19 protein-coding genes are annotated in these 23,177 nt (G+C 66.1%); 13 read left to right on the top strand and 6 right to left on the bottom strand.

The window, feature by feature from the left end; genetic code table 11:
• The first annotated feature begins 5 nt into the window (after nt 1-5).
• Entirely contained in the window at nt 6-353 is a 348-nt protein-coding gene (locus B3H64_RS06080; protein WP_050618093.1) for a YbaB/EbfC family nucleoid-associated protein, read from the top strand.
• A 33-nt stretch (nt 354-386) separates the two neighbouring features.
• Nucleotides 387-962 carry an FUSC family protein gene (locus B3H64_RS06085; protein ID WP_050618094.1) on the top strand — a complete coding sequence of 192 codons (576 nt, stop codon included), beginning with the start codon at nt 387-389 and terminating at the stop codon, nt 960-962.
• Nucleotides 963-1,011: 49 nt separating this feature from the next.
• Here the strand turns inward: B3H64_RS06085 and B3H64_RS06090 are convergent, their stop codons facing one another.
• Together B3H64_RS06090 and B3H64_RS06095 are read right to left on the bottom strand one after the other, a co-directional pair.
• A complete protein-coding gene (locus tag B3H64_RS06090) occupies nt 1,012-1,695 on the bottom strand; it encodes a YoaK family protein (protein WP_050618095.1) in 684 nt (227 codons plus the stop codon).
• A gap of 54 nt (nt 1,696-1,749) precedes the next feature.
• The gene (locus tag B3H64_RS06095; protein ID WP_050618096.1) at nt 1,750-2,316 is read right to left on the bottom strand and encodes a uracil-DNA glycosylase; all 567 of its coding nucleotides are present in this window, start codon (nt 2,314-2,316) and stop codon (nt 1,750-1,752) included.
• Between the two features lie 480 nt (nt 2,317-2,796).
• Between B3H64_RS06095 and aspS the strand changes: the two genes are divergently transcribed.
• From aspS to B3H64_RS06120, 5 genes are all read left to right on the top strand, one after another.
• Nucleotides 2,797-4,122 carry an aspartate--tRNA(Asn) ligase gene (gene aspS, locus B3H64_RS06100; RefSeq protein WP_050618097.1) on the top strand — a complete coding sequence of 442 codons (1,326 nt, stop codon included), beginning with the start codon at nt 2,797-2,799 and terminating at the stop codon, nt 4,120-4,122.
• 13 nt (nt 4,123-4,135) lie between these two features.
• Nucleotides 4,136-4,423, top strand: coding sequence for an Asp-tRNA(Asn)/Glu-tRNA(Gln) amidotransferase subunit GatC (gene gatC / locus B3H64_RS06105; RefSeq protein ID WP_050618098.1), 288 nt, complete (start codon nt 4,136-4,138; stop codon nt 4,421-4,423).
• Nucleotides 4,424-4,435: 12 nt separating this feature from the next.
• Nucleotides 4,436-5,908 carry an Asp-tRNA(Asn)/Glu-tRNA(Gln) amidotransferase subunit GatA gene (gatA, locus tag B3H64_RS06110; protein ID WP_238072642.1) on the top strand — a complete coding sequence of 491 codons (1,473 nt, stop codon included), beginning with the start codon at nt 4,436-4,438 and terminating at the stop codon, nt 5,906-5,908.
• Entirely contained in the window at nt 5,905-7,344 is a 1,440-nt protein-coding gene (gatB, locus tag B3H64_RS06115) for an Asp-tRNA(Asn)/Glu-tRNA(Gln) amidotransferase subunit GatB (protein ID WP_286733786.1), read from the top strand. Before gatA ends, gatB begins: the two co-directional genes overlap by 4 nt.
• Before the next feature lie 112 nt (nt 7,345-7,456).
• Nucleotides 7,457-9,427: a bifunctional metallophosphatase/5'-nucleotidase gene (locus B3H64_RS06120; protein ID WP_286733788.1), complete on the top strand. Its 1,971-nt coding sequence runs from the start codon at nt 7,457-7,459 to the stop codon at nt 9,425-9,427.
• A gap of 45 nt (nt 9,428-9,472) precedes the next feature.
• Here B3H64_RS06120 and spoVAE read toward each other — a convergent pair whose 3' ends face one another.
• Nucleotides 9,473-9,841, bottom strand: a complete 369-nt coding sequence (gene spoVAE / locus B3H64_RS06125; protein WP_094762402.1) for a stage V sporulation protein AE — start codon at nt 9,839-9,841, stop codon at nt 9,473-9,475.
• A 3-nt stretch (nt 9,842-9,844) separates the two neighbouring features.
• Complete coding sequence (spoVAD, locus tag B3H64_RS06130) at nt 9,845-10,864, bottom strand: stage V sporulation protein AD (RefSeq protein WP_050618102.1); 1,020 nt, start codon at nt 10,862-10,864, stop codon at nt 9,845-9,847.
• A 142-nt stretch (nt 10,865-11,006) separates the two neighbouring features.
• Here spoVAD and B3H64_RS06135 point away from each other — a divergent pair, with 142 nt between their 5' ends.
• The 3 genes from B3H64_RS06135 (at nt 11,007) to guaB (ending at nt 13,941) form a co-directional block, all read left to right on the top strand.
• Nucleotides 11,007-11,621, top strand: coding sequence for a hypothetical protein (locus tag B3H64_RS06135; protein WP_286733791.1), 615 nt, complete (start codon nt 11,007-11,009; stop codon nt 11,619-11,621).
• Between the two features lie 15 nt (nt 11,622-11,636).
• Nucleotides 11,637-12,395 carry an acyl-[acyl-carrier-protein] thioesterase gene (locus tag B3H64_RS06140; RefSeq protein ID WP_050618104.1) on the top strand — a complete coding sequence of 253 codons (759 nt, stop codon included), beginning with the start codon at nt 11,637-11,639 and terminating at the stop codon, nt 12,393-12,395.
• A gap of 73 nt (nt 12,396-12,468) precedes the next feature.
• A complete protein-coding gene (guaB, locus tag B3H64_RS06145; RefSeq protein ID WP_256303267.1) occupies nt 12,469-13,941 on the top strand; it encodes an IMP dehydrogenase in 1,473 nt (490 codons plus the stop codon).
• Between the two features lie 54 nt (nt 13,942-13,995).
• Here the strand turns inward: guaB and B3H64_RS06150 are convergent, their stop codons facing one another.
• Both B3H64_RS06150 and B3H64_RS06155 read right to left on the bottom strand, forming a co-directional pair.
• The gene (locus B3H64_RS06150) at nt 13,996-15,117 is read right to left on the bottom strand and encodes a M56 family metallopeptidase (RefSeq protein ID WP_286733796.1); all 1,122 of its coding nucleotides are present in this window, start codon (nt 15,115-15,117) and stop codon (nt 13,996-13,998) included.
• Complete coding sequence (locus B3H64_RS06155) at nt 15,110-15,493, bottom strand: BlaI/MecI/CopY family transcriptional regulator (RefSeq protein ID WP_286733798.1); 384 nt, start codon at nt 15,491-15,493, stop codon at nt 15,110-15,112. Before B3H64_RS06155 ends, B3H64_RS06150 begins: the two co-directional genes overlap by 8 nt.
• A gap of 139 nt (nt 15,494-15,632) precedes the next feature.
• On the opposite strand from B3H64_RS06155, the gene B3H64_RS06160 reads away from it, so the two are divergent.
• The 3 genes from B3H64_RS06160 to addA all read left to right on the top strand — a co-directional run bounded on the left by B3H64_RS06160 (nt 15,633) and on the right by addA (nt 23,071).
• Entirely contained in the window at nt 15,633-18,995 is a 3,363-nt protein-coding gene (locus B3H64_RS06160) for a PD-(D/E)XK nuclease family protein (RefSeq protein ID WP_286733800.1), read from the top strand.
• Nucleotides 18,996-19,225: 230 nt separating this feature from the next.
• Entirely contained in the window at nt 19,226-19,456 is a 231-nt protein-coding gene (locus B3H64_RS06165) for a helix-turn-helix domain-containing protein (protein ID WP_286733803.1), read from the top strand.
• Nucleotides 19,457-19,468: 12 nt separating this feature from the next.
• Complete coding sequence (gene addA / locus B3H64_RS06170) at nt 19,469-23,071, top strand: helicase-exonuclease AddAB subunit AddA (protein WP_286733805.1); 3,603 nt, start codon at nt 19,469-19,471, stop codon at nt 23,069-23,071.
• The last annotated feature ends 106 nt before the right edge of the window (nt 23,072-23,177 follow it).

The following is a 23,177-nucleotide window of genomic DNA, read 5'->3' on the forward strand; positions in this document are numbered from 1 at the left end:
GCGATATGGCGAAAGGCTTTGGAGGCCGCGGCGGCATGGGTATGGGCGGCGGCATCAACATGAACATGATCAAGCAGGCCCAGAAGATGCAGGAGAACATGCAGAAGATGCAGGCCGAGCTGGAGGCCAAGGAGTATACCGCACAGGCGGGCGGCGGCGTGGTCTCGGCCACCGTCAACGGCAAGCGGGAACTGCTGTCCATCACCATTGATCCGGAGGCCGTGGACCCCGATGATGTGGAGATGCTTCAGGATATGATCGTGGCGGCGGTGAATGAGGCCATCCGGGCCTGCAGCACCGACGCCGCCTCCAGCATGGAGAAGCTGACCGGCGGGCTGGGCCTGCCATTCTGAACGTTGAGCCATCCTATGTGAAAGGAGGCGCATATGAAGCTGAAGATCCCCAAGGTGGGGATGCGCACCATCAAGACCGCCGTGGCGGTGATGCTGTCCTATCTGCTGTTCGTCCCCTTTGATCTGATGTATCGGGAGGAGTATGGCGGCATCTGGGGGCAGATGGGACCCCTATATGCCTGCATCGCCTGCATTGTGTGTATGCAGAGCTCCCTGGGCCAGACGGTCCGCCAGGGAGTGTCCCGGCTCATCGGTGTGGCCATCGGCGGCGCTCTGGGGGTGCTGGCCCTGACCTTGGGCCCTGTGCTGTCCCATCCGGCGGTGCAGACCCTGACCCTGGGCGCGGTCTGTGTGGCGGGGATTTGGACGGGTCTGCTCCTGAAACGGCCTGCGGCCTGCCCCATGGCCTGCATTGTGCCATGCGTCATTCTGATCGGGGGGCATACCGGGGTGGAGCGGTATTATTATGCCGCCGCCCGGATCATCGAGACCGTGGTGGGCGTGGCCGTTGCCTTTGGGGTCAACGCCCTGCTGCCGGATCACCGGCGGGCGGAAGAACCGACGGAGAAGCCGGCGGACCCTTCGACCAGTGAAGAACATAAGAAATGAAAAAAGGGGGGCCCTCCAGCGCAGGAGGGCCCCTTTTCTGCCGTTTTGTTCAAACCTCCAGGGCTTCCTCCCCGGATTTGAGGAACATGGCGCTGAAGACCACGACCAGAAGGCCGCAGCAGACCAGCACGGCTCTGCCCCGCCACTGTTCCGTGCACCAGACGCCCAGGAAGGCGCCCAGAATGAAAAGGAGGATAATGGCGTAGTATTGGAGCCCCCGGCGGCGGGCGGTGGGATCGCGGTCCTGCACCGCGTGGAACAGCAGCTCAGTGCCGCTGCGGAGATTTCCGGTGCACATGGTGGTGGCACAGGGGTTGCCGCGGATCTTGCGGAAGGACTGCACCTGCACGGCGCACACAAAGGAGACCAGTACGTTGGCCGCCGTGTCCCACTCGCCGGTGGGGAGCAGGGCGACCAGACCTAAAATAGCGATCTCCAGGGCGATCACGATCTGCCGCCAGTGGATGGCCGGATGGCTGCGGAAACGGCGGCGGGTCAGCTCCGCCACCACCACGCCCAGGGCGAACGCCAGGATGGGGATGAGGTAGTGGAGCAGGGCGTCGAACTGCCCCTCGGCCAGCTTGACGCCCAGCAGGACGATGTTGCCGGTCTGGGCATTGGCAAACACTTTGCCTCGGCACAGATAGGTGTAGGCATCCAGAAAGCCGCCCGTGACGGTCAGAAGGGCACCCAGAAACAGAGTTTCGGACATCTGGTGTCCAGCGCGGTTCATGCGGTCGCCTCCTTTGACATGGATCGGGCCCCGCCGGAGCAGGACCCGGAAAATTCAATAGGTGTGGGTGCAGATCTCCCGAATCTTAGCCTGGAGGACCTTCAGGTCCTCAAAGGTTTCCGGCCGTTTCCGGGGGTCCCGCAGCAGGGCGGCGGGATGGTAGATGGCCATCATCTGGACCCCAGCCTTTTCAAACCACTGGCCGTGCTCCTTGGTGATCTTGAAATCCTCCCGGATGAGGCGCATGGCGGCAATGCGGCCCAGGCAGACGATGATCTTGGGGCGGAGCAGCGCCACCTGGTTGCGGAGATAGCCGATGCAGGCCTCCACCTCCACGTTGAGGGGGTCCCGGTTCTGGGGCGGACGGCATTTGACCGTGTTGCCGATAAACACCTTGGAGCGGTCCAGGTCGATGAGAGTGAGCATATCGTCCAGCAGCTTGCCCGCCTTGCCCACGAAGGGCTTGCCGGTCAGGTCCTCCTGTTCGCCGGGGCCCTCCCCGATGAACATGACCTCGGCGTTCCGGGCCCCGTCGCCGAAGACCACGTTGTGCCGGGTCTCGGCCAAGGCGCACTTTTGGCAGGAGAGGCAGGCGGATTCCAATTCAGGCCAATCAAGCATGTCGTTTCCTCGTTTCTTTTCCATGTTTTTTTACATTGTATCATAAAGTATGGGGGCAGGGAAAGATGCGGTTTAGCTAAAATTCACCGTTGACTTTTTTGCAGGAACTGCATATAATACATGCATCAAAGGCAATGACGAAGACCGCGCCCCGTGAGGGCCGCCAGAGAATCCGGGTCACCGACTGAGAGCCCGGTCCGGCTGGATGGGGATGCGCAACGCTTCACGAGCTGAAAGTTCGAGTCCGCAAGGAGGAGGGCTTTTCGTCGTCCCGCGTTAAGGGAGCCAAGAGGCCGGCTCAAGGGTGAGGCGGCAATGTTTGGGTGGTACCGCGGATTGTTCCGTCCCGAAACTGCAAAAAGCAGCTTCGGGACTTTTTTTATTCATTTTTGGATTTTTTAGAAAAAAGCTGTCTTTTAAAGGTACCGAAAACAGACGGAGCGGTGTACAGTATAGTTTGATGAAAGGACGTGAACGGTCATGGAATTCCTGAAAGGCGCCCCCAAAACACAGCGGCTGGAACTCAAAGACATCCTGGGAGGTGCCCATCGGAACGAGACCGTCCAGGTCGCCGGTATGGTCCATGCCAGACAGACGGTGGGCGGCGGGCTCACCTTCCTGAAGCTGCGCAAGCGGGATGGCATCCTGCAGTGTACCTGCGCCGAGGGCGTGGACGTGTCTGGCGTGCCGGAGGAGGCCGCGGTCGTGGTCACCGGCACCCTCCGGGAGGAGCCCCGGGCTCCCGGCGGGGTGGAGCTGGCGGCTCAGGCTGTGGAGGTCCTGTCCCGGCCCGCGGCCCCCCTGCCGGTGCCGGTGCCCAAGGCCAGACTGAATATCAACCTGGACACCGAGCTGGGCCTGCGGCCCGTGGTGCTCCGCCACCTGCGGGAGCGCAGCGTATTCAAGGTCCAGGAGTGCCTGGGCCGGGCATTTCGGGAGTATCTCCAGGGCCAGGGCTTCACTGAGGTCCACACCCCCAAGATCGTTCACGCCGGGGCGGAGGGCGGTTCCAACATCTTCCGGCTGGACTACTTCGGCCGCAAGGCGTTTTTAGCCCAGTCCCCTCAGTTCTACAAGCAGACCATGGTGGGGGTTTTTGAGCGTGTGTTCGAGGTGGCCCCGGTGTTCCGGGCGGAAAAGCACTCCACGGCCCGGCATCTCAACGAGTACACTTCCCTGGATTTTGAGATGGGCTTCATCGACTCCTTTGCGGACGTGATGGCCATGGAGACCGGCTTCCTCCAGTATGCTATGGAGCTGCTGCGGACGGAGTACGCCGCCGACGGGAAGCGGCTGGGCATTGCTATCCCCAACGTGGAGCGCATCCCCTGCGTCCGCTTCGATGAGGTCAAGGGCCTGGCGGCGGAGAAGTACGGCTACCAAATCCGGGACCCCTACGACCTGGAGCCGGAGGAGGAGCATGCCATCGGCCGCTACGCCAAAGAGGAGTGGGGCAGCGACTTTGTGTTCGTCACCCACTACCCCAGCAAGAAACGGCCCTTCTACGCCATGGACGACCCCGCAGACCCCCGGTACACCCTGTCCTTTGACCTGCTGTTCCGGGGCGTGGAAGTCACCACCGGCGGCCAGCGGGTCCACAGCTACGCCGAGCAGGTGAAGAAGATGGAGAAGCGGGGGATGCATCCCGAGGAATTCGAGAGCTATCTGATGATCCACAAGCACGGCATGCCGCCCCACGGCGGCCTTGGCATCGGCCTGGAACGGCTGACCATGCAGCTGTGCGGGCTGGAAAACGTGCGGTGCGCCTGCCTGTTCCCGCGGGATCTGAGCCGGCTGGAGCCTTAAGGAGAAGATCAAAATGAAGATAACCGAAGAGATGGTGGATTATGTCTCCGCCCTGTCCCGACTCAGGCTTCCAGAGGAGGAGAAGGTCAAAGTGGCCGCCGAGCTGGAGCAGATCATCGGCTACATGGATGTGCTCAATACTCTGGATACCAGCGGGGTGGAGCCCATGAGCCATGTGTTCCCGGTGAAGAATGTGCTCCGGCCCGACGTGGTGGAGCCCTCGGCGGACCGGGCCGAGCTGCTGAAAAACGCGCCGGTTCCCGACGAAGCGGCCTTTCTGGTGCCCAAGACGGTGGAATGAGGGGGAGTGGATATGGAATGGTATGAGCTGACCGCCCTCCAACTGGGCGAAAAGATCCGGGCCGGGGAGGTCTCCGCCGTGGAGGCCGCCCAGGCGGCCCTGGACCGGATGGCCGCCCTCCAGCCGGACAACAACGCCTTCATCACCACCCTGGCCGACCATGCGCTGGCCGAGGCAGAGGCGGTGCAGAAAAAGCTGGCCGCCGGGGAGGAGCTGGGCCCGCTGGCCGGTGTGCCCATGGCCCTCAAGGACAACATCTGCACCCGCGGGGTCAAGACCTCCTGTGCCTCTAAGATTCTGGGGGATTTCACCCCGCCCTACGACGCCACGCTGACCGAGCGGCTCCGGGCCGCCGGCTCGGTGCTGCTGGGCAAGCTGAACATGGACGAATTTGCCATGGGCTCCACCTCCGAGACCTCCTTCTACGGCCCGGTGAAGAACCCCTGGGATCCGGGCCGGGTGCCCGGCGGGTCCTCCGGTGGGGCCGCCGCCGCCGTGGCGGCGGGGGAGTGCTGGTACGCCATCGGCTCGGACACCGGCGGGTCCATCCGTCAGCCCTCCGCCTACTGCGGCGTCACCGGCATGAAGCCCACTTACGGCGCCGTCTCCCGCTACGGCCTCATCGCCTACGCCTCTTCTCTGGACCAGATGGGCCCCATCGCCCGCACCGCCGCCGACTGCGCCGCCGTGCTGGACGCCGTCATGGGGAAGGACCGGCGGGACGGCACCAGTCTGGATGTGTCGGCGGGCGGACTGCTGGCCGGCCTCACCGGAGATGTGCGGGGCATGAAGATCGGCCTGCCCGCCGACTGCTTTGGGGCGGGGCTGGACCCGGAGGTCCGTGCCGCCGTACTGGCCGCCGCCGACGTGTTGAAGGCCCGGGGGGCCGTGGTGGAGGAATTTGCTCTGCCCGTGATGGAATACGTGGTCCCCACCTACTATATCATTGCCGCCGCCGAGGCCAGCTCCAACCTGTCCCGGTTCGACGGGGTGAAGTACGGCTGGCGGGCGGAGGGCTACGAGGATCTCACCGATCTGTACAACAAAACCCGTACCGAGGGCTTTGGCTCCGAGGTCAAGCGCCGCATTCTGCTGGGGACCTTTGTGCTGTCCACCGGCTACTACGACGCCTACTATAAAAAGGCCCTTCAGGTGAAGGCCCTCATCAAGCGGGCCTACGACGAGGCCTTTGGGACCTATGACCTGCTGCTCACCCCCGTGGCGCCCACCACCGCGCCGCGTCTGGGGGAGAGCCTGTCCGACCCGCTGAAGATGTACCTGTCCGATATCTACACCGTGCCCCTCAATCTGGCGGGGCTGCCGGGGCTGAGTATGCCCTGCGGCTTTGACGCCCGGGGCCTGCCCATCGGGGCCCAGCTCATCGGCCCCGCGCTGGGGGAGGCCAGGGTGCTCAACGCCGCCCACGCCTTCCAGCAGGACACGCAGTTCCATACCAAGATGCCGAAGGGAGGCGCCGCGCAATGACCTGGGAGATGGTTATCGGCCTGGAGACCCATGTGGAGCTGGCCACGAAAACCAAGATCTTCTGCTCCTGCACCACCGCGTTCGGCGGCGACCCCAACACCCACTGCTGCCCGGTGTGCACCGGGATGCCTGGCGCTCTGCCGGTGGTCAACGAGAAGGTGCTGGAGTTCGCCGTCAAGGCGGGGCTGGCCCTGAATGGGACCATCACCCGCGATTGCAGGTTCGACCGGAAGAACTACTTCTACCCCGACCTACCCAAGGCCTACCAGGTGTCCCAGCTCTATCTGCCCATCGTCCGGAACGGCAAAGTGCCCATCCAAACGGCCTCCGGGGTGGAAAAGATCATCCGCATCCATGAGCTCCATATGGAGGAGGACGCGGGGAAGCTGGTCCACGACCCCTGGATCGACCAGACCCGGGCGGACTACAACCGCTGCGGCGTGCCCCTGATCGAGATCGTCACCGAGCCCGATTTCCGCTCCGCCGAGGAGGTCATCGCCTATCTGGAGAAGCTGCGCTCCATCCTCCAGTACCTGGGGGTCTCCGACTGCAAGATGCAGGAGGGTTCTCTGCGCTGCGACGTGAACCTGTCCGTCCGGCCCGCCGGGAGCGAGGAGCTGGGCACCCGTACCGAGATGAAAAACCTGAACTCCTTCAAGGCCATCGCCCGGGCCATCGAATATGAGGCCCACCGCCAGGTGGAGCTCATCCAGGAGGGAAAACGGGTGGTTCAGGAGACCCGGCGCTGGGATGAGAACAAAGACGCCACCTTTGCCATGCGCTCCAAGGAGAACGCCCAGGATTACCGCTACTTCCCCGAGCCGGACATCCCACCTATGGAGCTCTCGGAGGAATACCTGGAGCATGTCCGCGCGGAGATCCCCGAGATGGCGGAGGCCAAGATGGCCCGGTATCAGAGGGACTGGGGCCTGCCCGTCTATGACACCCGGATGATCACCGGTCAGAAGGCCCTGGCCGATTTCTTTGAGGAGACGGTGGCGCTGGGGGCGGCCCCCAAGCAGGCGGCCAACTGGATCATGGGAGAGGTGCTGCGGCAGCTCTCCGCCCAGGGCCTGGAGGCCAAGGATATGACCCTTACGCCCGGGACTCTGGCCCGGCTCATCGAGCTGGTCCAGACCGGGAAACTGAACCGCAACACCGCCGTGAAGGTATTCGACGCCGTGTTCGTGGCAGACGGCGACGTGGACGCCTATGTGAAGGAGCACGGACTGGAGCAGGTCTCCGACGCCGGGCTGGTGGGCCGGGCGGTGGAGCAGGTCTTGGCCGCCAACCCCAAGTCCATTGAGGACTATCGGGCGGGAAAGGAAAAGGCCTTCGGCTTCCTGGTGGGTCAGGTGATGCGGGAGCTCAAGGGCCGGGCCTCGCCCCAGGTGGTCAACCAGACCATCCGGGAGAAGCTGGAGCAGATGAAGTGAAGGACGGGGGACCGGCCGTGGCCGGTCCCCCGTTTTCTGTGCGGACGGTCTTTTACCGGCGGGGAAAAGCTGATATAATACCGGTAACCGACGGAGAGGGGAGAGATGGGATATGAAGTCCATTCGACGCATGGGAGCGCTGCTGTGGTGTGCGGTCCTGCTGCTGGGCGGCCTGACCCTGCCCGCGGCCGCCGACGCGCCCAGCCAGACCCTGACCATCCTGTTTACCCATGACACCCACGATCACTTTTTGCCCATGTCCGCTGAGGGGGGCGGGGAATACGGCGGCTACACCCGCCTGGCCACGCTGCTGAAGGAGCAGCGGAAAAGGCCCGCGGTGCTGGCCGACGGCTCGGCCGTCCAGGGTCCCACCGTCACCCTGGACGCCGGGGATTTTTCCATGGGCTCGCTGTTCCAGACCATCTACGCCACCGACGCGCCGGAGCTCCGGGCATTGGGGGCCATGGGCTATGACGCGACCACCCTGGGCAACCATGAGTTTGACTACCGGGCCGCTGGGCTGGCCGACATGCTCCGGGCCGCCGTGGCCAGCGGAGAGGCGCTGCCCGCCCTGGTCCAGGCCAATTACAAGCCGCCGGAGAGCGATGCGGATTCCTGGGCTGCCTGGAACGCCTATGGCGTCACCGACTACGTGGTCATCGAAAAGGAGCGGGAGTCCCGGGAGGGACCGGCAGAGCCCGTGCGCGTCGCGGTGTTCGGCGTGCTGGGGGTGGACGCCGACGAATGCGCTCCCATGTCCGGCATGGAATTCGAGCCCGTCGCCGCGGCGGCGAAGCGGGTCGTGGCCCAGATCCAGGCGGAGGCTGACGCCGATTTTGTCATCTGCCTGTCCCACTCGGGCACGGAGAACGGAAAAGGGGAGGACTACGAGCTGGCCAAGGCGGTGGACGGCATCGACGTGATCCTCTCGGGCCATACCCACGCCACCACGCCGGAGCCCATTCGGGTCAACGATACCCTCATCGTCTCCTGCGGGGAGTACACCCAAAATCTGGGGCGGCTGACCATCGCCAAAAAAACGGGCCCCGGCCAGAGTCTGAGCGTGCTGGAGTACAAGCTCCTCCCCGTCGATGAGACCGTCCCCGAGGACCCGGCGGCGGCGGCTCTGGCGGCGGCGTTCAAGGAGAAGGTGGATCGGACCTACCTGTCCGGATACGGCCTCACCTTCGATCAGGTCATTGCCCACAGCCCCTTTGACTTTACGCCCGTTGACCAGTTCGGCCAGGAGCAGGGGGAGGACGGCCTGGGCAATCTGATCGCCGACTCCTACCTTTTCGCCGTCAAAGAGGCCGAGGGGACAGATTATGTGCCGGTGGACTTTGCCGTGGTGGCCTCCGGCGTGGTGCGCGCCTCCCTGGCGGAGGGACCGATCACCGTGTCCGACGCCTTCCAGGTCTCCTCCCTGGGCTCCGGCGGGGATGGCACGCCGGGTTACCCGCTCATCTCAGTCTACATCACCGGGCGGGAGCTGAAGGATGCCTTTGAGGTGGATGCCTCGGTGACGCCACTGATGCCGGCGGCGCAGCTCTGGGGGGCGGGCATGACCTGGACCTGGAACCCCCGCCGGATGATCTTCAACAAGGTCACCGACTGCGCCCAGGTGCTGGGGGATGGGACGACCCTCCCCATCGAGGACGACCGGCTCTACCGGGTGGTCACGGGGCTCTACTCCGGCCAGATGCTGGGGGCGGTAAACGGCAAGTCTTTCGGCATTCTTACCATTACCCCCAAGGATGCGGACGGGGTGCCGGTCACCAATTTTGAAGAACAGATCATCCGCACCTCCGGCGGCTCGGAGCTGAAGGAGTGGTACGCCTTGGCAGCCTACCTGCGCAGCATGGGCACGGTGGATCCGCGCTATGCCGCGCCCGAGGGGCGAAAGCTCTCCGCCCCCTCCTGGAACCCGGTCCAGCTTCTGAAAAACCCGAACCGAATCACCCTGGCGGCTCTGGCTGGGGTCCTGGCAGTACTCCTGCTGGCGGTCCGGCTCGTCCGCCGCGCCGCGGCGGGCGGAGGCAGGCGGCGCGGCCGCGGCCGATACCGGCCCTACCGGGGCAGATAAATGGGAAACACGCCTCTGTGCAAAACACAGAGGCGTGTTTCTGCCTCAGCCCTTGGGCCGGGGCTTGAAGATGAGAGCCACCAGGTAACCGAAGAAAATGGCGGCGGCGATGCCGCCTGCGGCGGCGGTGATGCCGCCGGTGAAGGCCCCCAGAAAGCCGTTTTCGGCCACGGCCTGGGCCACGCCCTTGGCCAGCAGGTAGCCGAACCCGGTGAGAGGGACGGTGGCGCCGGCGCCGCCCCATTCCACCACATATTTATAGAGGCCCAGACCACCCAGCACCACACCGGAGACCACATAGAGTACTAGGATCTTGGCGGGGGTAAGAGGGGTGCGGTCAATGAGGATCTGTCCGATGGCACACAGGATGCCGCCGCAGACAAAAGCCCGCAGATATTCCAGAAAGACGTCCATACGCTAACCCCCCTTCTGTGTGCTGATGGCCACGGCGTGGCAGATGCCGGGGACGCTCTCCCCCTGCATGGAGGAGGTGGGGGAGAGCAGTGCGCCGGTGCCGCAGAAGAGGAGGTTCTTCCATTTCCCCTCCCGCATCCCGTTGAGCAGGTAGCCGGTGAGGACGGCGGCGGAGCAGCCGCAGCCCGAGCCGCCGCAGTGGACGTCCTGCGCCTGGGCGTCGAAGATGAGGCAGCCACAGTCGTCGTAGTTGGTCAGGTCCACGCCGTCCTTCTGGAAGAGGTCCAGGACGATCTCTCTGCCCAGGCTGCCCAGATCGCCGGTGACGATCAGATCATAAAAAGACGGCGCGCGGCCGGTGTCGGAGAAGTGGGCGGTCAGGCTCTCGTAGGCCGCCGGAGCCATGGCGGCGCCCATGTTGTTGGCGTCACAGATGCCCTTGTCCACAATCTTACCCACGGTGGCGTGGGTGACATAGGGGCCGTCCCCCTCCCGGGCCAGCACCACCGCCCCCGCGCCGGTCACCGTCCACTGGGCCGTGGGGGTCCGCTGGCCGCCGTACTCCAGCGGGGTGCGGTACTGCCGCTCCGCGGAGCAGAAGTGGGAGGAGGCCATGGCGGCGCACCACTCCCCGAAACCGCCGTCCAGCATCATGGCGGCCAGCGTGAGGCTTTCCGCCATGGTGGAGCAGGCCCCGTAGAGGCCGAAAAAGGGGATGTCCTGCCCCCGGACGGCGAAGGAGGAGGCGATGCACTGGTTCAAAAGGTCTCCGGCGAAGATATAGTCCAGCGTGGCGGCGGACTGCTTGGCCTTGTCCAGGGCGTTTTGCAGCGCCATTCTCTGCATGGCGCTCTCGGCCTTCTCAAAGCTGGCCTCGCCAAAGGTGTCGTCCTGATTGATGAAGTCAAAAGAGGCGGACAGCGGCCCTTCCCCCTCCTTTTTGCCCACCACGTTGGCGTGGCCGGCGATGGAGGGCGGGTTTGCGAAGGCCACGGTCTGCCTGCCCAGTTTTTTCGTGGTCATGGTATCTCTCCTATGCTTCAGACTGGCAATAGTTTGAACAGTTTTCCGCAAAATATCAAAAGGCTTTTTGGCAGGGGACGTGCTGGTCAAAAGCTGGAAAATGAGGTATAATACTACTACTTGCATAAAGGAGAGAGCTGACATGGTGGAAGAGCCAAAGCTTACCCTTGCATATCTGTGTCCGGAGTGCCGGCAGCCGGTCCTCGCGGAAAAAACAGTGTTCTCCCTGGCCGCCGGACCCTCCAGCGTCCCCTGCCCCTGCGGAAAATCCGCGCTGAAGATCGACATGCTGGGCGACCATGTGAACCTGACGGTGCCCTGCCTGCTGTGCGAAAAGGAGCATTCGGTCTCCTGCTCCACCCACGCCTTCCTTCATGAAAAGGCGCTGGCTTTCGCCTGCGCCGCCTCGGGGCTGGACTGTTGCTACGTGGGAGAGGAGGGCGCCGTCTTTGCCGCCATGCGCCGCCTGGAGGAGACGGTGGACAAGCTGGAGGCCTCCGCCGGAGCCGAGGGCACCTTCCTGGACGACATCATCATGCACGAGGTTCTCTCTGAGCTCAGAGACATCGCCCAGCGGGGCGGCGTCTCCTGCACCTGCGGCTCCAGAGAGTGGAAGCTCCAGGTGAATTTCAGCTCGGTGGACCTTTCCTGCGCCCAGTGCGGCGCCGCCCTGCGCATTCCAGCCGCCACGGCGGACGACTTGGAGGATCTCTGCTGCAAAAACACCCTGGTCATCCGGGGAAGAAGCGGGAACTAGAGAGGAAGCGGAAGCGTGAGTGTTTTTTATGAGCGGAGCTTTCGGGTTGACTCCCGGGATGTGGACCCCTTCAACCAATGCCGCCCCTCGGCCCTGCTGGGCTATCTCCAGGAGGCAGCCACTGAGGCAGCCTGCGCGCTGCACGTCTCCCGGGAGGAGATGATCGACAAGTACCACGTGTTCTGGATGCTGGCCCGCATGTGGTACCGGCTGGACCGGCCGCTGTTTTGGGACGACACCGTCACGATCCGGACCTGGCACCGGGGGGACAAGGGCGCCTCCATGTACCGGGACTTCGACCTCTTCCGGGACGGCGAGCGCGTCGGGGAGGCGGTGAGCGTGTGGGTGCTGGCCGATCTGGACACCCACAAGCTGTTCCGGCTGAGCAATGTAATGGAGTTCCGGGATACCACCGGCGGCGAGCTGTGTAAGGACAAGACGCTGGGGCGGCTGCGGGTTCCCGTGGCGCTGCACCCGGCGGAGGAGCGGCCCATGCGCTACAGCGACGCCGACATCAACGGCCATGTCAACAATGTCCGCTATGCCGATTTTGCCTGCGACGCCCTGGACATGCAGCGGCTGGGGGCGGGGCGGCGCGTGTCCTCGCTCCAGATCGGCTATCTCAAGGAGTGCCGGCCGGGGGAGAAGCTGCACCTGCATACCGGCTTTCAGGACGGCACCCACTATGTCCGCGGCCAGGGGATCGAGGGAAAAGCCAGATTTGAGGCCGCATTGATCCTTTCCCCCCTTGACAAGCCCGGGGCCGGGGCGTAGAATAGGCGCAATATATTTTGACCCGGGGACAGCCCAGGATGCTTTTATCTGAGATAGAAAAGGAGTGGAGTCCATGATCAACACTGACGCCGCCAGCAAATTCGCCCGGCAGGGCCTGACCTTCGACGATGTGCTGCTCATCCCTGCAGAGAGCGACATCCTGCCCGCCGACGTAGACCTGCATACCCAACTGACCAAGAAGATCAAGCTCAATATCCCGGTGATGAGCGCCGCCATGGATACCGTCACAGAATCCCGCATGGCCATCGCCATCGCCCGGGAGGGCGGCATCGGCATCATCCACAAGAACATGTCCATCGGCCAGCAGGCCGAGCAGGTGGATATGGTAAAGCGCTCGGAGAACGGGGTCATCACCAACCCCTTCTGGCTGGCCCCCGGCCATACCCTGGCGGAGGCGGACGAGCTTATGGCCAAGTACCGCATTTCCGGCGTGCCTATCTGCGACCACGGCAGGCTGATCGGCATCATCACCAACCGGGACATGAAGTTTGAAGTGGATATGGACCAGCTCATCGACAACGTGATGACCAAGGAGAATCTGGTCACTGCTAAGGAGGGCACCACCCTGGAGGAGGCCAAGCAGATCCTCCGCCGCCACAAGATCGAGAAGCTGCCCATCGTAGACGACGAGTTCCGGCTCAAGGGCCTGATCACCATCAAGGACATCGAGAAGGCCACCGTGTACCCCAACTCCGCCCGGGACGAAAAGGGCCGCCTGCTGGTGGGTGCCGCCATCGGCGCCACCGACGACGTGCTGGACCGGGTGGCCGCTCTGGTGGAGGTAGGGGCCGATGTGCTGGCGCTGGACTCCGCCCACGGCCACTCCCACAACATCATCGAGTGCGTCAAGCGCATCAAGGCCCTCTATCCCGACGTGCAGCTCATTGCCGGCAACGTGGCCACCGCCGAGGGCACCCGCGCCCTCATCGAGGCGGGCGCCGACTGCGTGAAGGTGGGCATCGGCCCCGGCTCCATCTGCACCACCCGGGTGGTGGCCGGCATTGGCGTACCCCAGATCACCGCCGTCTATGATGCTGCCCAGGTGGCCGCCGAGTATGGCGTGCCCATCATCGCCGATGGCGGAATCAAGTATTCCGGCGACATCGCCAAGGCTCTGGCGGCCGGCGGTAACGTGGTCATGCTGGGCTCCCTGCTGGCGGGCTGCGAGGAGTCTCCCGGAGACACCGAGGTCTATCAGGGCCGCCAGTTCAAGGTCTACCGCGGCATGGGCTCTCTGGGAGCCATGGCCAAGGGCTCCAAGGACCGCTACTTCCAGCAGAACAACAAAAAGCTGGTACCCGAAGGCGTGGAGGGCCGCGTGCCCTTTAAGGGTCCCGTGGGCGAGACCATCTACCAGATGATGGGCGGCCTGCGCTCCGGTATGGGCTATACCGGCTGCGCCACCATCGGGGAGCTCCACAGCAAGGCCCAGTTCATGCAGATCACCAGCGCCGGCCTGAAGGAGTCCCACCCCCACGACATCTATATCACCAAGGAAGCGCCGAACTACACCCTCAATCCGTAAGACACAGCATAAGGGCCCGACCGTCGAAGGACGGCCGGGCCCGTTTGCATCCCGCTACCACGCGATGGAGGCGGAAAAGAGGCCGGGAAGGGTGCGCAGTAGCAGGGGAGAGAGCATAAGCAGGAGAAAGAGCAGCAGGAGTGCGGCCTCCTGGGGGCGCGGATAGCGCGCCGTCTCACCCAGCAGCTCCACCCGGAAGCCCAGGCCGCTGGCAGAGAGCATCCCGCTGTGGAGGGCGGGGCGGCGGCGGAGCCGTCGCATCCGGGCCAGCCGCACGATGGCCCCGGCGTAGGCCAGACCCTCCTCTTCGGGCAGCTTTTCCAGCACCTCCTGGTCCCGCAGGCATTCCAGGTCCTGCCGCAGCCGCCGGAAAGCGAATGGGATCAGGGGGTTGAACCACTGGATTGCCTGAAGAGCCACCAAAAGTAGGTTGAGGGCATTGTCCCGGTGCCGAAGATGGGTGAGCTCATGGGCGGCCACGCTGCGGCGCTCCTCCGGCGTAAGAGCCTCCCACTGCTCCCGGACCAGGATCAGCACGGGCCGCCGCCACCCGGCCAGACAGGGACAGGAGAGCTCCGGAAACCGCGCTTGGGAGACCACCCGGACCGCCGGGGGCTCAAGCACGAAGAGCTCCCGGGCGCAGCCGGTCACCAGGGCCGCGGTCTTTTCATCGGGGCGGTCCGCCCCGCGGAGCTTTTGCCGCAGCCGGAGATAGCCCGCCGCCGGCAGCAGCAGGGAGAGGGCCGCGCCGGCCAGCCAGACCAGCAGGACCGGCATGCCGTCCATCTCGTGGACGAAAAGGCCCCGGTTGGGGGACAGGGAGGCGAAAACGTGCAGCCGAAGCGCCCCGCTGGGCTGCCAAAAGGGGCCTCCGCCGTCGGAGACCAGGCGGCCCAGGGCCCTGAATGTAAAACAGACCGGGGGAAGGGCGTAGTCCGGCCCCACCCGGCCGACGAAGGTGAAGCCGGTGCCCCAGTGCATGGATGCCGGCAGCAGGAGCATGAGGGCCAGCAGGACATACCACAGGGCCATACGGGACAGGGACCGCAGCCGTCTGCCTGCCAGACGCCGCAGCAGGAGCAGGGGACAGAGGACCAGCGAGGCCAGCAGAGTGGCGTAGCACACCGCTACGAACCAGGTGGAGAGCGTGTAGGGCAGGCGGAGCCAGTCATTCATGCCGTCCGCCCTCCCTCCTTTTTTGCAGCAGTGCCTCCAGCCGGTCCAGCTCCTCATCGGAGATCTGCCCGCTGTCCATCAGCGTGGAGACCAGGCCGGACAGGGAGCCGCCAAAGACCCGGCTCAGCAGGTCGGCGGAACGGGCGCCCTCGCAGGAGCGCCGGTCCACCGCGGCCTCGTACCGAAAGGGGCGGGCCCCGCCGTGGACCGTCACCGCCCCCTTGCGGGACAGGCGGGTGAGCAGGGTATGGACTGTGTTTGGGGCCCAGGCGGACCCCCGGCGGCGAAGCTCTTCCACCAGCGTGGACAGGGGGACGGGCCCGGTGTGCCAAAGAGCCTCCAGGACCGCCCACTCGGAATCGGACAGACGTAGCATACGACACCTCACTCACCTACATTTGTAGGTTTGTTTGCCCGCATTATACACCTACATTAGTAGGTGAGTCAAGGGCTTTCCCTCTTTTCACGCGGGGTCTTTTTTGGTATACTGGGAACAAAAGAAAGGGGGAGGTCCCATGCTGAAGCTGCTGCTGGGCCGGGCGGGGTCCGGCAAGACCACCGCCATGCTCCGGGCGGCGGCCCGGAACGGCGGGGAGCGGCGACAGCTCATCCTTGTGCCGGAGCAGGCCAGCCACGATACCGAGCGGGCCCTGTGTGCCGTGGCGGGGAACCAGGTCTCCCTCTATGCCGAGGTGCTGTCCTTCACCCGGCTGGCCAGCCGGGTCTTTTCCCAGCCGGAGGTGGGCGGCGTGGCCGTCCCCACCCTGGACCCCGGCGGGCGGCTGCTGCTGATGTACGCCGCGCTGAAGTCGGTGTCCGGCCATCTGAGCGTCTATCAGCGCCCCTCCCGCAAGCCAGCTTTCCTGACTGGCCTGCTGGCCACATTGGACGAGTGCAAGCAGTATCAGGTCACTCCGGCGGCCCTGGCCGGGGCGGGGGAGGAGACCGGGGGCCGGGAGGGGGAGAAGCTGCGGGACCTGGGGCTCATCTTCGGGGCCTACGACGCCCTGGCCGCCCGGACCGCCGCCGACCCCCGGGACCGGCTCACCCGGCTGGCGGAGGGGCTGAAAAAGGGAGCTTACGCCGGCGGCATGGACGTGTATGTGGACGGCTTTACCGACTTTACGCCCCAGCAGGGGCTGGTGCTGCGGCAGCTTTTGGCGCAGGCCCGCAGCGTCACCGTGGCCCTCACCTGTGGAGCCTTGGACGGGGAGGGGGAGTCCGGCATCTTTGCCCCCGCCCGGCGGACCGCCGCCTTTCTGCTGCGGCTGGCAAAGGAGGCGGGGACCACGGTTGAGGCGGCCCATTGGACCGGACCGGGGGCCCCCCGAACGGCGGCTCTGGCCCATGTGGAGGCCCAGCTTTTTGCCGACGTGCCGGACGTGTCGCAGGAGCCCGCCCCGGCGGTGGAGCTCTTCCAGGCCGATTCCCCCCGGTCGGAGGTGGAGCGGACGGCGGCGGAGGTGCTGCGGCTGGTCCGGGAGGAGGGCTGCCGCTTCCGGGACATCGCCGTCACCGGCCGGGGCTTTGACGCCTATGCCCCGCTGGTGGAGGAGGTGTTCGGCCGCTACGGCATCCCCGTCTTTCTCGACGGCATGACCGACATCCTCCAGCGGCCGGTGTTCGCCGTGGTTACCGGGGCGCTGGACACGGTGGCGGGGGAGTACGCCTATGACGAGACCTTCCGTTACCTGAAGACCGGCTTGACCGACCTGGACCGGGACGATGTGGATGTGCTGGAAAACTACGTCCTCAAATGGGACCTGAAGGGGAGCCGCTGGACCCAGAGGGCCGACTGGACCATGCACCCCAGAGGCTACGGCTTTGCCTGGGAGGAGGAGGACCGGGCGGTCCTGGACCGGGTCAACGCCGCCCGGCGGCGGGTGACCGGCCCGCTGGAGACCCTGCGGAAGAACCGGGATCAGACCGGCCGGGGCCAGGCGACGGCCCTCTACCGCTTTTTGGAGGACATCGGCCTGCCGGACAAGCTGGCCGCCCGGTCGGAGACGCTGCGGCGGCGGGGCGAGCTCCAGCGGGCGGAGGAGGACCGGCAGCTCTGGGACATCCTGTGTGGCGGCCTGGAGCAGTGCGCCCGGCTGCTGGACCAGGCCCCCATGGAGCTGCCCGAGTTTGCCCAGCTTTTGAAGCTGGCGCTCTCCCAGTACGACGTGGGCTCCATCCCCGTGTCCCTGGACCGGGTGACCGCGGGCGAGGCGGCCCGGATGGGCAGCCGGGCGGTGAAGGCCCTGTTTCTGCTGGGGGCGGACGACTCCGCCATCCCCCAGACCGCCCCCGCCCCCGGACTGCTCACCGACGACGACCGGAGCCTGCTGTCCTCCTTCGGGCTGGAGCTCTCCCCCCGGCTGGCGGACAAGCTGGACCGGGAAATGACCATCGTCTATGAGGCCTGCGCCCGGCCTACGGAGCGGCTGACGGTGAGCTGGCCCGCCCGGGGGCCCCAGGGAGAGGAGCGGCGGCCCTCGTTCCTGGTGGGGCGGCTGCGGCTGCTGTTCCCCCACAACCGGACCGTAGAGGAGGGGAGCCTGAACGGGGCTTTCCGGCTCGCCGCCCCCCGGCCCGCCCTGGAGATGGCCGGCCGGTCGGCCCGGGTGCGCCGGGCGCTCTGCGCCCTGCCCGAGTGGCGGGAGCGGGTGGAGCGGCTGGAGCGGGCGGCGGAGCTGACCCGGGGCAGCCTGTCCCCGGCGGCGGTGTCCGCCCTGTACGGCCGGCGGGTGCCCATGTCCGCCTCCCGGATGGACAAGTACAAGTCCTGCCACTTTTCCTATTTCATGCAGTACGGACTGAAGGCCCGGGCCCGGCAGGCCGCCGGGTTCCAGGCCCCGGAGTACGGCACCTTCGTCCACTATGTGCTGGAGCATGTCCTTCAGGACGAGACCTGCCGGGGGACCGCGGACAAAAAGGCGGTGGAGAGCCGCATCAAGGCCATCATGGAGGACTACATCCGGGAGGAGCTGGGGGGCCTGGAGAACAAGACGCCCCGGTTCGTCTACCTCTTCCAGCGGCTGGTCCGCCCGGTGACCCAGGTGGTGCGCAACGTGCTGGACGAGCTGGCCCATTCCCAGTTCCAGCCCATCGACTTTGAGCTGGGCTTCGGCACGGGGGACGGTCTGCCCCCGGTGGAGCTCACCGTGGACGGCGTCACCGTCAGCGTGTCGGGCTTTGTGGACCGGGTGGACGGCTGGGTCCACGACGGGCGGCTCTACCTGCGGGTGGTGGACTACAAGACGGGCCGGAAGTCCTTTGACCTGACGGAGATCTGGAACGGCCTGGGGCTCCAGATGCTGCTTTACCTCTTCACGCTGGAGGAGAAGGGGGCGGAGCGCTACGGCCGTGAGACGGTCCCCGCCGGGGTGCTGTACCTGCCCGCCCGGGAGGCGGTGGTCCAGGGCAGCCGGTCCATGGACGAGGTCCAGCGGCGCAGGGAGGCCGACGCCGAGCTCAAGCGCCGGGGGCTGGTGCTGGACGACCCCGAGGTGGTGGAGGCCATGGAGCCTCTGGGCCCGGAGGGGGCGCGGTTTCTGCCCCTGCGGGTCAGCGCCCGGACCGGAGCGATCTCAGGCGACGCGCTGGTGTCGGCGGAGCGGCTGGGGCGGCTGAAGATCCACACCCAGCGCATCCTGGAGGAGATCGGCCGGGAGCTGGCCGCGGGCAGCATCGCCGCCGACCCCTTCTGGCGGGGACCGGAGAAGAACGCCTGTCTCTACTGCGATTACGCCGCCGCCTGCCACTTCGAGGAGGGCCGGGGCGGGGACTGCCGCCGGTATCTGCCGAACCTGGACGGCAAGGCGTTCTGGGCGTCGATAGAGGGGCGGTCAGACCCAGGGCAAGCTGCGCCCCCAGGCGGAGGCCGCGGATAAAGGCCTGGTCCTCCAGGACGCCGAAAAGCCGGACCACCTCGGACCAGTAGGCGTCCAGAAAGTCCATGGAGCAGGTCCGCAGAAGCTCCTGGTGATAGCGGTCCACGGCCTGGAGCCTGGCGTGGTATTCCGGGGGCGTATCCTAGGGGAAGAGCTCGTTGAGCCGTAAGAGGTCAAACATATGAATCACCGGCACACGGGATAAATATCGTGTTAAGCGGAGAGAGAAAATGAGGAAGTTTGGACAACGGCTGAAGCAGTTACGCAATGACAGAGTTGAGAAACAGAAGGACCTTGCAGAATTATTGGAATGTTCTGTGCGTCATTATCAGGCGATTGAAGCCGGAACGATCAATATTCCGAGCAAAAAACTGGAATTGCTGGCGGACCATTTTGAGGTATCCATGGACTATTTAGTTGGCCGCACGGACGATCCCCAACTGCATCAGTTGGACGAATAGGAGGCGTTACACATGTCCTTTCCCCTGACCACGCAGCAGCGCGCCGTGGTGACCGACCGGGGCGGCTGCCTGCTGGTGGCCGCCGCCGCCGGTTCCGGCAAGACCCGGGTGCTGGTGGAGCGGCTCCTGTCCCGGGTGGAGGACGAGGGGCTGGACATCGACCGCTTTCTGGTCATCACCTACACCAAGGCCGCCGCCGCCGAGCTGCGCGGGCGCATCGTGGACGAGCTGGCCGCCCGGCTGGCGAAAAAGCCCGGCGACCGCCATCTGCGGCGGCAGGCCACCCTGGTCTACAAGACCCAGATTTCCACCATCCACGCCTTCTGCGCCCAGCTCCTGCGGGAGTGCGGCCACCTGCTGGACCTGGAGGCGGACTTCCGCCTCTGCGACGAGGGGGAGGCGGGGGTGCTGCGACTCCGGGCCATGGACGACCTGCTGGAAAGGCGGTATGAGACCATCGGGGAGGACCCGGATTTCGCATTGCTGGTGGACACCCTGTCCGCCGGGCGGGACGACAGCCGGCTGGTGCAGATCGCTCTGGACATCTACGGCAAGGTCCAGGCCCACCCCGACCCCTCCGCCTGGCTGAGGGAACAGCTTGCCGCCTTCGACCTGTCCGGGACGGCGGACGCGGGGGAGACGGTGTGGGGCCGGCTGCTGCTGGCCGACGCCGCACGGCAGGGGCGGTACTGGCAGGGCCGGATGGCCCACGCCCGGGAGCTGTGCGCGGGGGACGAGAAGCTGGAGCGGGGCTACGCCCCCAGCCTGTCCGCCACGGTGGAGGGCCTGGGGGCCTTTGCCGCGGCGGCGGAGGCGGGGTGGGACCGGGCGGCGGCATTGTCGGAGATCCCGTTCCCCAAGCTGGGGGCGGTGCGGAGCTGCGGCGATCCCATGGCCCAGGAGCAGATCAAGGCCATCCGAGAGAAATGCAAAAAACGGATGGGAAAGCTCCGGGAGCTGCTCCAGGACTCCAGCGCCGACCTGTTGGCCGACATGGCCCTGGTATGGCCGGCGGTGCGGGGGCTGTTCGCCCTGGTGGAGGACTTCTCCGCCGCCTATACTGCCGAAAAGCGCCGCCGGAGCCTGCTGGATTTTGCCGATCTGGAGCACCTGGCGGTGGCCCTGCTGACGGAGGACGGGGCCCCCACCGAGCTGGCGGAGCAGTGGAGCGCCCGCTTCGACGAGGTGATGGTGGACGAGTACCAGGACACCAACGAGGTGCAGAACGCCATCTTTCAGGCTGTCTCCGGCGGCGGGCGGAAGCTCTTCCTGGTGGGGGACGTGAAGCAGTCCATCTACCGCTTCCGCCTGGCCGACCCCACCATTTTTTTGGAGAAGTACCGCACCTTCCGGCCCGCGGGAGAGGCGGCGGAGGGGGAGCCCCGCCGCATCCTGCTGACCCGGAACTTCCGCTCCCGGCCCCAGGTGCTGGAGGGGGCCAACGACCTGTTCCGCGCCCTGATGTCCCGGGAGTTCGGGGAGATGGACTACGGCCCGGATGAGAGCCTCTATCCCGGCGCGGCCTTCCCGGGGGATGAGGCGGACTACGCGGTGGAGCTGGACGCCATCGACCTGTCCGGCGGCGGAGACGGTGAGGACGGCGGGGAGAGCGAAACGCCCGCCCGGGACCTGCTGGAGGCCCGGTTCGTGGCCCGGCGGGTCCGGGAGCTGCTGGACGAGGGCTTCCAGGTCTCCGATGGGGGGGGGGGGCTGCGCCCGGTGCGGTGCGCCGATATCGTGGTGCTGCTGCGCTCCCCCAATACCGTGCTGCGCCACTATGCCCGGGCCTTCGGGGAGCGGGACATCCCCTGGGAGGCCGAAGGGGGCGAGGATTTTTTTGCCTCCACCGAGGGGAACGTGGCCCTGTCCCTGCTCCAGATCATCGACAATCCGCGGCAGGACGTGGCCCTGCTCTCGGTGCTGCGCTCCCCAATCTGCGGTTTCACCGCCGACCGGCTGGCCCTGCTGCGGGGCGCGGACGGAAAGACGGACTTCTACGGCTGCCTGCTGCTGGGGGCGGAGCGGGGGGAGGCCGACTGCCTGGCCTTCCTGAAGAAGCTGGACGAGCTGCGGGACCTGGCGGGGGAGTTGAGCTGCCACCAGCTTTTGTGGCAGGTCTACGACCGCACCGACCTGCTGGGGGTCTTCGGCGCCATGGGAGACGGGGAACGGCGGCGGGGCAACCTGCTGGCGCTGGCCCAGTGTGCCCGACAGTTCGAGGAGGCCGGCCACAAGGGGCTGTTCGGCTTCCTTACCCACCTGGCCCGGCTGCGGGAGAACGGGGAGACCCTCACCGCCGCCGCCACCGGCCGGGAGGGGGCGGGGGTGCGCCTGATGAGCATCCACAAGTCCAAGGGGCTGGAATTCCCGGTGGTCATCCTGGCCGGGCTGGCCAGAAGGTTAAACCGGGAGGATATGCAGAAGCCCATGCTCTTCCACCCCAAGCTGGGGGTGGGGCCCAAGGGCCTGGACCGGGAACGGATGGTGGAGTTCACCACCCTGGCCCGGAAGGCGGTGGCCAGGCAGTTGGAGGGAGAGATGATGGCTGAGGAGCTGCGGCTGCTGTACGTGGCTGTCACCCGGGCCAAGGAGAAGCTGATCCTGTCCTGCGCCCTCACCGGAGGGGCCCGGGAGCTCCAGCGCCTGGCGGGGGACGCAGGCTGTCCCGTGGAGCCCCAGGCCCTGCTGGCCACCCAGAGCGTGGGCCAGTGGGTGCTGCTCTGTGCCCTGGCCAGGCCCGACGGGGAGGCCCTGCGGCGGGCGGCGGAGTGCTATGTGGATGTGACCGCGGCCCTGTGCGGCCCCGCCTGGGACATCCGGTGGGTGGACGGCGGACCGCTGTTCCAGGCCCCGGGCCGGCGGTCTAGCCGGCAAGAAGGACCGGAAGCGGACCTGGCGGCGGCGGACCGGGGGCTGGCGGAGCGCCTGGCCTGGACCTATCCCCACGCCGCCGACGCGGACATCCCCTCCAAGCTGACCGCCACCCAGCTCAAGGGCCGGGCCCTGGACGAGGAGGTGCGGGAGGGCGCCGGACCGGCAACGGAGCCCTCCGCCGCGCCGGCGCCTTTTGGCCGGCCCCGGTTCGCCGCCGAGGAGCTGGGCCTCACCGCCGCCCAGAAGGGTACCGCCCTGCACCTGGCGATGCAGTACCTGGATTTTGAGCGGGCAGGCACGCGGGAAGGGGCGGCGGAGGAGATCCGGCGGCTGGTGAACCGGGCCCTCCTCACCCCGGAGCAGGGCGAGGCGGCGGACCCGGCGCGTATTGCCGCCTTCTTTGCCTCGGACCTGGGTCGGGAGCTGATGGCCTCCACCAGCCTCCACCGGGAGTATAAATTTTCCATTCTGGTCCCGGCGGCGGACTATTACGCCCAGGCCGGGGCGGGGGAGAAGGTGCTGCTTCAGGGCGTGGTGGACTGCTGGTTTGAAACGCTGGAGGGCATCACCGTGGTGGACTTTAAGACCGACCGGGTGACGGAGCAAACCGTTCTGGCCCGGGCGGAGGAGTACCGGCCCCAGCTCATGGCCTACAGCCGGGCGCTGGAGGAGGTCACCGGGCGGCGGATCGTCCGCCGGGTCCTGTGGTTTTTCCGGCTGGACCGGGCGGTGGAGGTGTGAAATTTTACGGGCAAAATGCAAAAAAACAGTTGCATTTTCTGGGAGCCTATGCTATTATACTAGTTGCGTTTGTGCGCATATCCCCGGGGAGAAAGAGGTGAACGAA

The sequence above is a fragment of the Intestinimonas sp. UBA1698 genome, assembly GCF_002320075.1.
Lineage (GTDB): Bacteria > Bacillota > Clostridia > Oscillospirales > Oscillospiraceae > Intestinimonas > Intestinimonas massiliensis.

What these genes read in the sequence shown, in the direction of transcription:
- B3H64_RS06080 (WP_050618093.1), top strand. Translation starts at nt 6, where the DNA reads ATGGCGAAAGGCTTTGGAGGCCGCGGCGGCATGGGTATGGGCGGCGGC.
- B3H64_RS06085 (WP_050618094.1), top strand. Translation starts at nt 387, where the DNA reads ATGAAGCTGAAGATCCCCAAGGTGGGGATGCGCACCATCAAGACCGCC.
- B3H64_RS06090 (WP_050618095.1), bottom strand. Translation starts at nt 1,695, where the DNA reads ATGAACCGCGCTGGACACCAGATGTCCGAAACTCTGTTTCTGGGTGCC.
- B3H64_RS06095 (WP_050618096.1), bottom strand. Translation starts at nt 2,316, where the DNA reads ATGCTTGATTGGCCTGAATTGGAATCCGCCTGCCTCTCCTGCCAAAAG.
- aspS (WP_050618097.1), top strand. Translation starts at nt 2,797, where the DNA reads ATGGAATTCCTGAAAGGCGCCCCCAAAACACAGCGGCTGGAACTCAAA.
- gatC (WP_050618098.1), top strand. Translation starts at nt 4,136, where the DNA reads ATGAAGATAACCGAAGAGATGGTGGATTATGTCTCCGCCCTGTCCCGA.
- gatA (WP_238072642.1), top strand. Translation starts at nt 4,436, where the DNA reads ATGGAATGGTATGAGCTGACCGCCCTCCAACTGGGCGAAAAGATCCGG.
- gatB (WP_286733786.1), top strand. Translation starts at nt 5,905, where the DNA reads ATGACCTGGGAGATGGTTATCGGCCTGGAGACCCATGTGGAGCTGGCC.
- B3H64_RS06120 (WP_286733788.1), top strand. Translation starts at nt 7,457, where the DNA reads ATGAAGTCCATTCGACGCATGGGAGCGCTGCTGTGGTGTGCGGTCCTG.
- spoVAE (WP_094762402.1), bottom strand. Translation starts at nt 9,841, where the DNA reads ATGGACGTCTTTCTGGAATATCTGCGGGCTTTTGTCTGCGGCGGCATC.
- spoVAD (WP_050618102.1), bottom strand. Translation starts at nt 10,864, where the DNA reads ATGACCACGAAAAAACTGGGCAGGCAGACCGTGGCCTTCGCAAACCCG.
- B3H64_RS06135 (WP_286733791.1), top strand. Translation starts at nt 11,007, where the DNA reads ATGGTGGAAGAGCCAAAGCTTACCCTTGCATATCTGTGTCCGGAGTGC.
- guaB (WP_256303267.1), top strand. Translation starts at nt 12,469, where the DNA reads ATGATCAACACTGACGCCGCCAGCAAATTCGCCCGGCAGGGCCTGACC.
- B3H64_RS06150 (WP_286733796.1), bottom strand. Translation starts at nt 15,117, where the DNA reads ATGAATGACTGGCTCCGCCTGCCCTACACGCTCTCCACCTGGTTCGTA.
- B3H64_RS06155 (WP_286733798.1), bottom strand. Translation starts at nt 15,493, where the DNA reads ATGCTACGTCTGTCCGATTCCGAGTGGGCGGTCCTGGAGGCTCTTTGG.
- B3H64_RS06160 (WP_286733800.1), top strand. Translation starts at nt 15,633, where the DNA reads ATGCTGAAGCTGCTGCTGGGCCGGGCGGGGTCCGGCAAGACCACCGCC.
- B3H64_RS06165 (WP_286733803.1), top strand. Translation starts at nt 19,226, where the DNA reads ATGAGGAAGTTTGGACAACGGCTGAAGCAGTTACGCAATGACAGAGTT.
- addA (WP_286733805.1), top strand. Translation starts at nt 19,469, where the DNA reads ATGTCCTTTCCCCTGACCACGCAGCAGCGCGCCGTGGTGACCGACCGG.